The organism is Neobacillus pocheonensis, from assembly GCF_050477905.1.
GTDB classification, from domain to species: Bacteria; Bacillota; Bacilli; order Bacillales; family Cytobacillaceae; genus Neobacillus; species Neobacillus pocheonensis_A.
Window position 1 is genome coordinate 249,089 of sequence record NZ_JBCNAD010000008.1, and the last position, 13,143, is coordinate 262,231.

17 protein-coding genes are annotated in these 13,143 nt (G+C 37.7%); 14 read left to right on the forward strand and 3 right to left on the reverse strand.

Annotated elements, in window-relative coordinates; genetic code table 11:
• Positions 1 to 111: 111 nt before the first annotated feature.
• The 3 genes from ABES02_RS05715 (at position 112) to ABES02_RS05725 (ending at position 1,656) form a co-directional block, all read left to right on the forward strand.
• A complete protein-coding gene (locus tag ABES02_RS05715) occupies positions 112 to 390 on the forward strand; it encodes a DUF1292 domain-containing protein (protein WP_430131980.1) in 279 nt (92 codons plus the stop codon).
• 128 nt (positions 391 to 518) lie between these two features.
• Positions 519 to 767: a hypothetical protein gene (locus ABES02_RS05720; RefSeq protein WP_430131983.1), complete on the forward strand. Its 249-nt coding sequence runs from the start codon at positions 519 to 521 to the stop codon at positions 765 to 767.
• Between the two features lie 97 nt (positions 768 to 864).
• Positions 865 to 1,656, forward strand: coding sequence for an alpha/beta fold hydrolase (locus ABES02_RS05725; protein ID WP_430131986.1), 792 nt, complete (start codon positions 865 to 867; stop codon positions 1,654 to 1,656).
• Between the two features lie 26 nt (positions 1,657 to 1,682).
• Here the strand turns inward: ABES02_RS05725 and ABES02_RS05730 are convergent, their stop codons facing one another.
• Entirely contained in the window at positions 1,683 to 2,222 is a 540-nt protein-coding gene (locus ABES02_RS05730) for a helix-turn-helix domain-containing protein (RefSeq protein WP_430131988.1), read from the reverse strand.
• A 210-nt stretch (positions 2,223 to 2,432) separates the two neighbouring features.
• Between ABES02_RS05730 and ABES02_RS05735 the strand changes: the two genes are divergently transcribed.
• From ABES02_RS05735 to ABES02_RS05755, 5 genes are all read left to right on the forward strand, one after another.
• Entirely contained in the window at positions 2,433 to 3,077 is a 645-nt protein-coding gene (locus tag ABES02_RS05735) for an alpha/beta hydrolase (RefSeq protein WP_430131991.1), read from the forward strand.
• 29 nt (positions 3,078 to 3,106) lie between these two features.
• The gene (locus ABES02_RS05740) at positions 3,107 to 3,541 is read left to right on the forward strand and encodes a DoxX family protein (RefSeq protein WP_430131994.1); all 435 of its coding nucleotides are present in this window, start codon (positions 3,107 to 3,109) and stop codon (positions 3,539 to 3,541) included.
• 17 nt (positions 3,542 to 3,558) lie between these two features.
• Entirely contained in the window at positions 3,559 to 4,338 is a 780-nt protein-coding gene (locus tag ABES02_RS05745) for a DODA-type extradiol aromatic ring-opening family dioxygenase (protein ID WP_430131997.1), read from the forward strand.
• A 179-nt stretch (positions 4,339 to 4,517) separates the two neighbouring features.
• Positions 4,518 to 5,498, forward strand: coding sequence for an NADPH:quinone oxidoreductase family protein (locus tag ABES02_RS05750; protein WP_430132000.1), 981 nt, complete (start codon positions 4,518 to 4,520; stop codon positions 5,496 to 5,498).
• Between the two features lie 24 nt (positions 5,499 to 5,522).
• On the forward strand, positions 5,523 to 6,545 hold the full coding sequence (locus ABES02_RS05755) for an NADP-dependent oxidoreductase (protein ID WP_430132003.1): 1,023 nt from the start codon (positions 5,523 to 5,525) through the stop codon (positions 6,543 to 6,545).
• 72 nt (positions 6,546 to 6,617) lie between these two features.
• On the opposite strand, the gene ABES02_RS05760 is transcribed toward ABES02_RS05755, so the two are convergent.
• Positions 6,618 to 6,983: a hypothetical protein gene (locus tag ABES02_RS05760; protein WP_430132006.1), complete on the reverse strand. Its 366-nt coding sequence runs from the start codon at positions 6,981 to 6,983 to the stop codon at positions 6,618 to 6,620.
• A 204-nt stretch (positions 6,984 to 7,187) separates the two neighbouring features.
• On the opposite strand from ABES02_RS05760, the gene ABES02_RS05765 reads away from it, so the two are divergent.
• From ABES02_RS05765 to ABES02_RS05790, 6 genes are all read left to right on the forward strand, one after another.
• Complete coding sequence (locus tag ABES02_RS05765) at positions 7,188 to 7,673, forward strand: hypothetical protein (protein ID WP_430132009.1); 486 nt, start codon at positions 7,188 to 7,190, stop codon at positions 7,671 to 7,673.
• A complete protein-coding gene (locus ABES02_RS05770; RefSeq protein ID WP_430132013.1) occupies positions 7,663 to 8,817 on the forward strand; it encodes a response regulator transcription factor in 1,155 nt (384 codons plus the stop codon). The genes ABES02_RS05765 and ABES02_RS05770 overlap by 11 nt, the downstream gene beginning before the upstream one ends.
• An 81-nt stretch (positions 8,818 to 8,898) precedes the next feature.
• Positions 8,899 to 9,354, forward strand: a complete 456-nt coding sequence (locus ABES02_RS05775) for a DUF2269 family protein (RefSeq protein ID WP_430132016.1) — start codon at positions 8,899 to 8,901, stop codon at positions 9,352 to 9,354.
• 10 nt (positions 9,355 to 9,364) lie between these two features.
• A complete protein-coding gene (locus tag ABES02_RS05780) occupies positions 9,365 to 10,174 on the forward strand; it encodes an arylamine N-acetyltransferase (protein ID WP_430132018.1) in 810 nt (269 codons plus the stop codon).
• A 119-nt stretch (positions 10,175 to 10,293) separates the two neighbouring features.
• Positions 10,294 to 11,454: an iron-containing alcohol dehydrogenase gene (locus ABES02_RS05785; protein WP_430132021.1), complete on the forward strand. Its 1,161-nt coding sequence runs from the start codon at positions 10,294 to 10,296 to the stop codon at positions 11,452 to 11,454.
• Between the two features lies 1 nt (position 11,455).
• Complete coding sequence (locus ABES02_RS05790) at positions 11,456 to 11,857, forward strand: acyl-CoA thioesterase (RefSeq protein ID WP_430132024.1); 402 nt, start codon at positions 11,456 to 11,458, stop codon at positions 11,855 to 11,857.
• A 50-nt stretch (positions 11,858 to 11,907) separates the two neighbouring features.
• Here the strand turns inward: ABES02_RS05790 and ABES02_RS05795 are convergent, their stop codons facing one another.
• Complete coding sequence (locus ABES02_RS05795) at positions 11,908 to 13,083, reverse strand: glycosyl hydrolase family 18 protein (RefSeq protein WP_430132026.1); 1,176 nt, start codon at positions 13,081 to 13,083, stop codon at positions 11,908 to 11,910.
• Positions 13,084 to 13,143: the final 60 nt, after the last annotated feature.

Genomic DNA, 13,143 nt, shown 5'->3' on the forward strand with positions numbered 1-13,143 from the left:
AGAAAAATGTAGTTTTACCGTATTATGTTTTTCGTCCAGCATGGATTAAACTCTTCTTATATAGCCATACTGTTTGAAGAATATTTTTTTATGACGAGAGGAGTAATTGAAATGAGCAAGATTGAAGTAGGCGAAATTTTTACGATTAGTGATGAAAATGATGATGAGCAGGAAGTGGAAGTACTGGGTGTGATGAGTATCGAAGGCACCGATTATGTGGCAGTCGCGTTTGCGGAAGATGTTAAGCAGGAAACAGACGATGATATAGATATCTTCTTTTTGAAAGTCGACGAGGATGGAGATTTTTCCGCAATTGAAAGCGACGAGGAGTTTGATACGGTGTCAGCCGCCTTTGATGAAATGATGGATGAGGAAGAAGAGGAAGAATAGTTTGTTCGAGGAGAGGCGTGAGTTTGCCTCTCCATTATTTTTGACGTATTTTTAGATGGAAGAATTATGTATGAATAAAAATGATTTAGGAATACTGAAAAGGAGAATATCATCAAAGGAGAGACGTAATGTCTATTAAAGAAGGAACTAAATTTCAAATTTCCCAAGGTATACAAAACTATTTTAACTCTGCTGAGTCGTTAACTGTCATCTCAAACAACGGAATAACGATCCAATTCACACTTTGCGACGGCAGAGGTTACGGTTCGATGCCAGTTGAACATTTAGATTACTTATTAAAAAAATCAAATTTATCTCTAATTCCCAATAAACGCTCCTTGCTTAGTGCGGATCATGACGAGGAACAGATTGGATAAAGGCATAAAGTTCAAATTCGGAGCATTACTTTTTCATTGGGTAATGCTTTTTTATATTATTAATATTGAAACCATTAAAAATATGGAGTGAATAACGATGAAGAAACTGGTTATTGAAAATTCAACGATTGCATACGTAGACCAAGGAGAAGGAGAACCAATCGTCCTGCTTCATGGATTTTGTGGCAGTTCACGTTATTGGGAGAAAGTGATTCATGAACTATCCACCATTTATCGTGTGATTGTACCCGACTTACCTGGTCACGGGCAATCGGATCCATTTAAATATGAGTGCACCATTGATGATTTTGCCGAAAAATTGAAAGCACTAATGGATCAATTAAATATTCAAACAGTTACGATGTTTGGCCACTCATTAGGCGGATATATTTCATTAGCCTTTGCAGAAAAATACAGCGACCGTTTGAAAGGCTTCTCCTTGGTTCATTCCACAGCCTTTCCAGATTCAGATGAAGCGAAAAAGGGGAGAGCTGCCAATGCGGAAAAAATCAAAAAGGATGGAATCCAACCTTTTATCGAGGGACTAATCCCGAAACTTTTTGCTCCAGATAATCAAAATAAAACGTATGTTGAAACAGCAAAGGAGATCGGCTTTACAACATCCCCTAAAGGTGCCAGAAGTACATTAATTGCGATGAAAGACAGACCTGACCGAAATAAAGTATTAGAGGAAACAAACCTGCCTGTTTTATTAATCGCAGGTGAACACGATCAAATCATCCCGGCGGAAAAAACATTCTCTGTGAGGAAGTCGAATATCAGGCAATCAGTAATTAAAAATGTGGGTCATATGAGTATGTACGAAGATCCGAAAGAGCTTCTATCGGATATGAAACTTTTTTTATCAAATATTTATGAATGCTGTTAAATGATAGAGGAACCTTATGGGTTCCTCTAAAATAGGTCATTAAGTTCGGTATCGGAGTAGACAGCAATGAGAACAACGGCTTTTTTATCGCTAATATTTTTCACAAAATGTGGAACACTTGCATTCCAACTAAAGGAATCACCTTCTTCGAGGATCACTGAATCTTCCCCTTGTTCGGCAAGAACTTTCCCTTCTAACACCAAATGGCACTCTTCTCCTTGATGAGCATTCGCTTCTCCCATGGAAGCGCCTGGAGGAAACTCCACACTCAGCAGCCTTAATCCTCCTTTTGATGAGATATGCTCAATTTTCAGGTTATTAAAGGTAGAGTAGGTTCTTTCATTTTTTCTTACAACACGCATATGCTGTTTCTTTTCTAACAATAAGTACGGCAAGGGTACCTCAAGATAGTTAGCAATAGTCTGAAGTGTATTGATTGAAGGCGAAGTATTATTATTTTCAAGATTGCTAATAAATCCTTTTGACAGACCAGTGCCCTCACACATTTGGGCAATCGTAATTTTTTTTCGGTTTCGGATTGCACGGACTTTTGATCCAATATCCACTATTTTCACCTCATTATGTTTTGTAATAGGAAATTTAGTTTTATATTAACAAAAAAATCATTGACAATCCACATCTTTCTTTGTTATCTTATAAACAACAAAAGTTCATATTTGAAAACATAAATTAGTTATAGTTATTTCTTTATTAGTATGAACATTAATTGCCAACCTTATGGTAATTGAATTAATTTAACGAAGGGATGATGAAAAATGGATTCACCGATGATTTATGAACTTCGTCGACCAAAACGAATCGACCAAGAAAAAACCTATCCTGCCATGTTTATCATGCATGGAATCGGCAGTAACGAACAAAATATGCTGTCATTGGTTGATGGATTAGAAGACCAATTTTTTATTTTTAGTATCAGAGGTCATCTGCCGCAGCCTCCAGGCTATGCCTTTTTTACGATTCAAGGATATGGGAAACCACATCGCGAAGTGTTCGATGATGCAATTATTAAACTGACTAACTTCGTAGATTATGCTTGCTCCCAATACCCCTTGGATTTGAAAAAGTTGTTCTTACTTGGCTTTAGCCAGGGTGCGATTCTTTCAATGACACTTGGTCTTACCCTTGGGAACAGAATAAAAGGCATCATTGCCCTTAGTGGATACATCCCTGGATTTGTCAAAGAGGAGTACAATATCAAACCAGTTGATAACCTATCTATTTTTATTTCCCATGGAGAAATGGATCAAGTTCTTCCATTTGATTGGGGTGTGGCAAATAATAAGTATTATAGAGAATTAGGTGCGAATGTAACCTTTAAAACCTATCAGGAAGGTCATACGGTTTCCTTACAAAACCAACATGATTTTATGACATGGTTAATGGACCAAGTAAAAAAATAATTTCATCTAAAAAGGGAGAGAAAAGAACAATGTTAAACAAATTTGAAGCTAGTACATTAATTTTACGTGTAGTATTGGGGATTACTTTCTTTATTCATGGGTTAACTAAATTCACAGGCGGGATTGAAAATATCGTTGGCTGGTTTGACAGCATTGGTTTGCCAGGATTTATGGCCTATATTGTAGCTCTGATTGAGGTTGTTGGAGGAGTTGCATTGATTCTTGGTTTAGGTAGTAGAATTGTTGCAGCTTTGTTAACTCTATTAATGATTGGTGCAACTATAAAAGTTAAATTAGCTGTTGGATTTTTAGGAAATGGTCAAATGGCTGGTTATGAATTAGATTTAGCGCTCCTTGCTATGTCTCTGTTTATTGCTATTAATGGTAGTAAAATGTTTGCACTAGATCAGTTAATAATTAAGGGACAAAAATCAGATTCACAATCAAAAATTAGTCTTAATTAAGGAAGGAGAGTTGTAAGATGCTGCCATCTTTCTTTATCGCTCATGGGGCACCGTTATTAGCGATTGAAAATAATGAATATACTAACTTTTTAAATCAGCTGGGTCAAAGCCTGTCGCGGCCAAAGGCCATTCTACTTTTTTCGGCACATTGGGAATCACAGCAGCAAAAAGTGAGTGAAGTTGATCAATATAGCACCATCTATGACTTTGGAGGCTTTGATCCAGAACTGTACACCATTAAATATCCTGCAAAAGGAGATTTGAAGATTTCAAAAGAAATAAAAGAATTGTTTGAGGCGAATGGAGTACCGTTTGAAGTGGAAACTACTCGCGGTCTGGACCATGGCGCATGGGTAGTCCTTCGTATGATATATCCAAATGCAGATGTTCCAGTTATCGCGATGTCGGTAAATCCTAATCTTACACCAGAAGAGCAGTATAAAATTGGGAAATCTCTATCAGCACTGCGGGCAAATGATGTGTTAATTATTGCTAGCGGTGGAACATCCCATAATCTAAGAATATTAAAATGGGCAGACAATGGGGAGGTTGATCAATGGGCTCTTGAGTTCGAAAGTTGGTTGGCACTCCATCTGCAAAATTGGGATGTCGATTCATTATTTAAGTATGATTCCCTTGCTCCTTATGCTGAATATGCGGTACCTCGATATGGGAATGAGCATTTTATTCCATTATTCTACGCAATGGGTGCCGCCGATGATGTGAAAAAAGCAACGCTTTTACATCGCAGTTTCCGTTATGGTAACCTAACGCACAGTGTTTGGCAGTTCGGATAATTTAAGTAAAAAAAAAGATATTCTTCAAAGTAAAAAGGTCAGTATTCTGGCCTTTTTTATTTATTTTATAGAACTATCTAATTTTTAGATTGACTAAATAAATTGAATAATTTTAAGAATATTGTTATTATTCATATAAATGCAAGCGCTATTATCCACATTACGAAAGGGGATTAAAGATGAAAAGCTGGTTAGTAAAAGAACTTGGAGAACCTTCTGATGTACTGAGTATGGAGAATGTGAAAAAAACTGAGCGAATTGATAACGAAGTATTAATTCATGTAAAGGCTGTGGCTCTTAATTTTTTTGATATCCTGTTGTGCCAAGGGAAATATCAAGAAAAGCCGCCGCTTCCCTTTACAATTGGTTCAGAAATATCAGGGGTCGTGGTTCAAGCAAGCGAAGGAAGCAGGTTTAAAGAGGGACAGCGAGTGTTAGCTCTGCCGCAAAAGCCAAATGGGGGTTTAGCAGAATACGTTTCCGTTTCAGAAAGTGCTGTTTATCCAATTCCAGAATCAATGAGTTGGAATGAAGCTGCCGCTATGTTTATTACATACCATACCACACATTACGCCTTATTTAATCGGGCAAAGATTCAAAAAGGAGAGGTATTACTCGTACATGCAGGTGCAGGAGGTGTTGGATCTGCGGCGATACAGTTAGGAAAAGCAGCTGGAGCCTTAGTAATCGCAACTGCTGGCGGAGCGGAAAAAACTGAAATCTGCAAACAACTTGGTGCTGATGTGGTAATAGATTACTTAACCGAAGACTTTGTTGAAGTGGTAAAAAGAGAAACAGATGGAAAAGGGGCAGACGTAATTTATGATCCTGTTGGAGGGGACGTTTTCGACCGTTCACGAAAATGTATTGCTTTTGATGGCAGGATTCTGGTTATTGGGTTTGCCGGCGGAAACATACCAAGTATTCCAGCTAATCATGTCTTAGTCAAAAATTATTCAGTTGTCGGTGTCCACTGGGGTTATTTTAATCGATTATATCCTGAAAAAGTGAATCAGGAACATGAGGAACTAATTGGACTTTATGAACAGGGTAAAATCAAACCGCTCATTTTTAAAGAATTTGATTTCCAAGATGTACCGGAAGCATTGAATTTATTAGCAACTAGGAAAACTTGGGGTAAAGTTGTAGTAAAAGTATAATAATGAAATATCAGGAGGAAAAACATGACCAACAATAAAAAAATCTTGTTAGCATACCGACCGGTTGGAATGCCTGATCAGAGCCACTTTAATACTATTGAAACAAATGTTCCAGAGCTAATTGATGGAGAGGTGTTAATTAAGTCTCTCTATATTTCTGTTGACCCTTACATGCGCGGCCGGATGTCAGATACAAAATCTTACGCAAAGCCTTATGAGGTTGGTAAACCTTTTATTGGAGGAATCGTGGGTCAAGTAATCGAATCAAAGAATCCGAAATACAAGGTTAATAGTTTTGTTGAAGGACGGATGGAGTGGGCGGAATACAATGTTTCTAATGGCAGTAATATTCGAAAAATTGATCCAGAAATTGCCCCTATCACAACAGCCCTTCATGTACTTGGCATGCCAGGATTAACTGCTTATTTTGGTCTATTATATATTGGACAGCCAAAGGAAGGGGAAACCGTTGTTGTCTCTGGGGCATCTGGTGCTGTGGGTACAATCGTAGGACAGATTGCGAAGCTTAAGGGCTGCAGGGTGGTTGGAATTGCAGGAGCAGAAGAAAAATGCTCGTTTTTAACAAATGAGTTAGGCTTCGATGCTGCGATAAACTATAAAACAACACCTGATTTATACAATGAGTTGGCAAAAGCCTGTCCAAATGGAGTCGATGTGTATTTTGATAATGTCGGCGGAACAGTGACGGACGAAGTGATGAAACTAATTAATTTTCAGTCACGGACTGTCATTTGCGGTCAAATCTCTCAATATAATTTGGAGAACCCTGAAATGGGGCCAAGCATTCTCGGGCAATTGCTAAAAACAAGTTCTTTAGTGAAAGGGTTTATTGTATCCGACTATGCCGATCATAACAAAGAAGGACTTACGATGTTAGCTAAGTGGGTCCGTGAAGGAAAAATCCAATATCGAGAAAATGTTATTGAAGGATTTGAGAATACGGTGGATGCGTTTCTTGGGCTTTTCCGAGGTGAGAACATTGGCAAGCAGCTAGTCAAGATATCTGAACCTACCATCAAGGATTAAATTTCCATTAGAGTTAAAGAAAAGGTGTAAATAATATATCCTTCCCAACTAAAATCGGGAAGGATATTTCCATTAAGATTCAGCCGGTGCAGTCCCTACGAAAGTTCCATTAATAAACACGTTCACAGATGGAAATCCGTCTGTACTTACAAAGGGTACACCTACCATTGTTACACCTTCTGCTGGAATTACTACCTCAATTGTATGAGCGCCGTTCCATTTATTACCAGATTGAATTAATTCCATTTTTTGTGCCTTGAATGCTTCACTGCTTAAAAATTCTGCAACAATTTTATTTCGTTCAGGTCCTGATAAAGGGATAAGATCATGACAAGTGCAATCATCATCTGGTTCTGCCGCTTTTGCAGTATTCCCAGTAGAAACAAATAATGTTAACGCAATTAAGCCTCCAAATAGTAGAGTTAGAATTTTCTTCATCTTTATTCCTCCTTTTATGCGACTCTATTACTCTTTTCTTTATAATACGACAAAATCCTTCAAAAATTTTGGAAAAATATTCGACAAATGCCAATATTTATTACAAATTGGTGTCAATTCCCTTTTGTTGCCATTTTAGTATTAATGCGTTCTAATAAGATTAGGATTTTACCTAATATGAAACTATTATACTTGGAGGACGTTATGATTTTAGATGATATTGTTGTCCATTTCTTAACATATACAGAACCGCTCTATATCCATCTTGCCGTTTCCAATAAGGTCGGCGTTCCTTTTTCTCTACGGGGATTTGGACTGAAAATTAATAAAGAGAAAAACCAACTTTGTATTTACATTCTTAAATCACAAACGGAGAGATTTCTCTCATACATAAAAACAGGAAATAATTCAATAACATGTCTATTTACAGATGGTTATTCAAATGAATCCTATCAAATTAAAGGGAATTTTATTGAATTAAAGGATTCTAGTGAAGATGAAGACCTTGAAATTTTAACTAGTTACCGTAATGGAAGTCTAAAGCTTTTCCCAAAAATGTATGCGAAATTTCCATTGTCACCAGCACTTTGTGACATAGTCACCTACAAGATAGATGAGGTATTCATCCAAACTCCTGGTCCATATGCGGGTAGGACGTACTCAAAAGGAGATGAAAATCATGATTCCTGAAGAAATGCATCCTGCATTAATGGGAATTGTCCCAGCCACTTTAATTACAAGCAGTAAACAGGGTATCCCAAACATTACGAACATTTCAAGGGTTTGGTTCGTTGATCAGGAGCATGTCGCGGTTGCCAACCACATGTTGAATAAAAGTATTCATAACCTAAGAGAAAATGGTCACGCCTTTATTCGGACCATGGATACGACTACTTTTTCAACGTGGGAACTGGAATTAGAGTATATTGGCCCTAGTACAACTGAGAAAATTTTTGCTGAAATGCAAAAGCAATATGAGGTCCTTTCCATGATTCTAGAAACAGAGATGCCGATTACCATTCATAACGCAGAAATATTTCATGTCCTGTCTGCTCGTATTTGTGAGGAAGAAAATAGTCATTTGTTATCAAAACCGGATTTATTTAATCCAATTTTAGAACAGTTAGAAAGAAAATTCGGCTGGAATACCTCAGCTGTTTGGGTTATGGAGGAATTAGATCCACAATTACAACTTGCAACACTTAGGGGATTTGCAGAGGAATCAGAAACGAAAGTGCTTAAACGAGTAGCACAGTGGTCTGTCGAGCAGGAAAAACCGATACGGATTAACAATATTCGATCCCAATATCAATATGCGTTAACCACTTTCCTCCATCAGCAAAAAGAGACTTTTACATTTGAAGACTTTCGGAGCTTAAATCATAACTACATTGCCATCCCTATTAAGGGGGAAGCTGGAAATATTATTGCTGTCATCTGCAGTCAAAGCAACGATTCATTAAAGTTTAGCTTTTTTAAGGATGAAACCCTACTGGCTGCTTTCAGATTTCTATCTTTGCTTATAACAAAACTGCTACAGCTTCATGACCCAAACAAACGCCAGTTCGCCATTGATCAAGAGTTGGAGAGGATTCGTTTGGTAGGCTCTAAACGAACAGGTGAGGTTAAAACTATTTTAAGTCCGCGTGAATTACAGGTCGCAGTGCAAGTGGCTCATGGTTTGTCGAATGAAGAAATCGCGAAAACACTTTTTTTAAGCAAACGGACAGTCACTACCCATTTAGAACGGATCTTTCAAAAACTATCTATTAATTCCCGAGCAGCATTGGCCAGTTATGTGATTGAAAATGGCCTAATGGACTCCTCGCAATAAAATTACGTAATTCAACCGATATTTTTCAAACCGAACACCACTTATGATAAGTTCAAGACTTATGAATAGGTGGTGTTTTTTATGGAATGGCTTGTTTTATTACATGTTATATCAGCGGTGGTAGGACTTGGTCCGGCTTATGCTTTTCCGATGATTCTAAAAAAGGAAAAATCGCTGGTGGAAGTAAAAAGAATGGCAGATTTAGTGACCAGACTAGAGATACTCCCTAAAATTTTTGGGATGTTGACTTTATTGTCTGGACTTATGTTAGTCTGGCTGGGCAATTATGGGACCTTTTTTACGCTATGGATTATAGCCGCCCTAATCCTTTTTATTTTAGCAGAGGTCGTCATTATTGGATTTCTTACACCTGCGGCTAAAAATCTATCCGCAACCTTAGATCATTTAACCGAACAAGGCGAAATCGAAACAAATGAAAAAACTTTAGGCCTGCTGGCAAAGGTGCGAAATTACCATATCACTTCATGTGTACTGGTTTTGGTAATCATTGCTCTTATGGTCGTTAAGCCTGTGTAGAGGAGGGAAAATGAAATTGGATTCATGGACTGAACGATATTTAGATTTCCTAGGATTAGAGGCGAAAAAGCCTAGTTACCATTATTGCAAGCAACTAGTAGAATCTCATTTTCACCAAGTACCGTTTGAGATTTGTAGTAAGTTTTATTATTTTAAAAATAAGGATTTAAGTAATTTAATTCCCAGTAAGGAAGAGTACATGGAGCATTTATTAGAAAAAGGCTGGGGCGGGAATTGTTATATTCTTAATATTCACTTTGGTTTACTGCTGCAATCACTTGGATTTGACATAAAATATATCAGGGCGAGAGGGGGAAATAATCATCTTGCTTTAATGGTTACGATCGATGACAAATCGTATTATACCGATGTTGGTTACATGGCCCCGTTATTTGAGCCCCTCCAAATTGAAAAAGAACCTTATTTGGTTCGCTGTGGAGAAGAAATCATCATTAAGCGAAAAAGCAGCAATGAGTACATGATTGATAGAAGAACTGGCGGTCAAAGCTTTGTGACAAAAACGATTGAATGGTTTCCTGTTGGGCTAGAAAGCTTTACGAAGGATATAATCCATTCCCATCGCGATGATAATGACAACCCGTTTATGAGACGAATGGTGGCGACAATTTTTAAAGAACATGTCAGCTATGCGGTGATGAATTCAAAATTAATCATTAAATCTGATAAGGAAATAATAATTAAAGATTTTAATAATAAAACTGAATGGCTGCAAATGATGAAATCAACATTTAACCTGAAAAAACAGGATCTAGAATTTGCCTTGGACTTCTTAAATGAACGTAACGTACACCTATTTTAGTTACTAACACAAAATCCATCTGAAATAGGTGGATTTTTTCTTTATCTGAAAAAGGAGGGATAATCAATTGGATATCGAAATATAAAAAGGATTAAAAACTTACGGAGGGATATGTATATATGATTTCGACCTTAAGATTTCCGATACGATCGCATATTGGCTGGGGTTCAATTGAAAAACTTCTACCAGAGCTACAAAATTTAAAGCTAAGTAACATCCTTATTGTTACAGATCAAACACTAGTTAAAATTGGTCTAGTTGATCAATATCTATCGCCATTAAAGGAAGAGTTTACAGTTAATGTCTATACTGATGTCGAACCAGAGCCAACTTTGAGATGTGCTGAAACGCTAGTGGCGTTTACTAGACAAGGAGAATTTGATTGCGTGATTGGGTTAGGCGGTGGCAGCGCACTTGATTTGGCAAAGCTAGCAGCTGTCGTGTCCCAAAATGATGGAAGTGTAAAGGATTATTTAAATCTGACAGGAACAAAGCCCTTGGTACATAAGGGTATTCCTAAGATACTAATCCCAACAACTTCTGGAACCGGAAGTGAAGTTACGGATATTGCCGTTTTATCACTTGAGGGAACAAAGGATGTTGTCACCCATGATTTTTTACTCGCCGACCTCGCCATCGTTGACCCTCAATTAACTATTTCAGTTCCAAAACGAATAACAGCCGCGACAGGTATTGATGCCTTAACACATGCCGTGGAAGCATTCCTTTCCATTAATGCCAATGAAGCTACAGATGCTCTTGCGCTAAAGGCGGTTAAACTGATAAGTGGCTCGTTAGAAAATGCTGTTGAAAATGGGGAAGATAAAGAAGCTAGAACTGCAATGAGTTTTGGAAGCTATTTGGCTGGTTTAGCCTTTTTCAATGCGGGGGTTGCTGGCGTACATGCACTGGCCTATCCGCTAGGAAGCCAATTTAAATTACCGCACGGTGAATCTAATGCTGTCTTATTGCCCTATGTAATGAAATATATCGCTCCTAGCTGTTTGCAGAAGATGAATATTGTTTGTGATATTTTAACTAAGGAAGATAAAAATCCAACACCGGATGATTATTTGCAAATATTTTATCGATTAGTAGAAAATGTGGGGTTACCAACTACCCTAAAAGAATATGGAATTTCAGAATCCTATCTTAGCACATTAACAGAAGATGCCGTGAAGCAAAAAAGGCTGCTTGGCCGTAGTCCAATGCCGTTAAATCAGGAAGATATCTTTCAAATTTATCATTTGGCATTACATGGCGTGAAGGCAGGAATTTAATATGTTTTTGACTAGGATTGAGCCTAGAGTTTCAGAAACAGATGGCGTGGGCCATATTAATAACACAACGGTTCCAATTTGGTTCGAAGCTGGCCGTAATCAACTTTTTAAATTATTTACACCTGATAGCTCGTTTGAAGATTGGAGAATGATTATTTTAAAGATGGATGTAGAATATATAAGACAAATTTATTATGGAGAAAATGTAGAGGTCAAAACTTGGGTACGGAAAATTGGAAATTCGAGTTTAGAGCTGTATGAGGAAATTCACCAAAACCAACGGTTATGCGCAAAAGGCACTGCCTTATATGTGAACTTTAATGTCCAAGCCCAAAAATCTGAGCCCATTCCCGATCACATCAGAATGGAATTAGAAAAGCATTTCTACGAGCCGGAGGAATAATGCAAACGATCGCTACAGAAAAAGGCAGTTCACTTAAGGTGAACAGCCTTTTAATTTTTCTTTACTGTATAATATTTAAGCGGTTCTTTACTTGAATCTTTTATGGCACCAAAAAGGATGCTGGTTATACTTTTTGGACCCTGGGCATCGTGACCTGCCTCCCAAAGCATCATACCTCCGAAACCATGTTCGAGTGCCAGTTTTGTTTTCTTTTTCATGGTAGTATCGCCATTATAATAGTAGGTTGTTCCATTCATTTTTACCGTGTCGTTTGCAGCATTAGCAGGATTTTGATTAACAATGGTTGAATAGGAAACCTGTTTGATTTTTGGATCTGCCGGTTGAGCATAAAGTGGAACGCCTAAAACAAGTTTATCTCTTGATAATTTTTGCTGATCAAAGTAGTTACCCCAGTATTCTACAATCTTTTCGGCGTATGGGTACGTTGACAAGTTCTCCGCATGATACCCATCATCCCACTGGCCGTCATAAGCCATGATATTTACATGGTCGACGTATTGAAACATCGATGGGTCATACTTCACAGCCCCAATTTCTTTCAGAGTGTTCGCATTAATTTTTGGATAAACAGCAACCGATAGTTCTTTCTTTTTTGGGTGAAGCTGTTGGCTTAATTCCTTTGCGAAAGCAGCTAGATTTTGAGCATCTGCGTTTGAACGTGGGTGTTCAAAATCGATATCAATTCCGTCTAGCTTTTCGCGCACCGCAAAACTAGTAAGCTCATTAACTAGCTTTGTTCTAGAAGTAGGATTCGAAATCGCGGCCTGAAAATACGGATACGATTCACCGCCGTACATGTGAAACCATCCGCCTACGGCAATCTCTACTTTTGTATTAGTTTTCTTTGCTTTCATAACAATCGTCCGTAAGTTTTTTAGTGGTTGATCGCCATTAAGCAGCATCCCGCCATCCTTGGTGGGATGGGCAAAAGAAAAAATGACATGAGTTAGTTTAGAATAATCAATCATGTTTGGATCACGATAATCCTGAACATAGCTAATTAATACTTTTGATTTTGTTTTATCTATCTGTGGTAATGCTTTTTCTTTTGGTTTTATAGCTGATTTTGGAGCATTATCTATTTTTATTGTATTGGATTGGCCGGATTCTGACTTGTTTCCAGTGATTAAAACTCCAGTAAAAATTCCTCCAAAGAAGATAATAACAATTACCAGGGCAGGGAGGAGATTACGTTTTTTCATCATTTAGGATTCCTCCTGATTTTTCTGCTACTAAAAAATTGTAACAGAAAAAAGGGGAAGAAT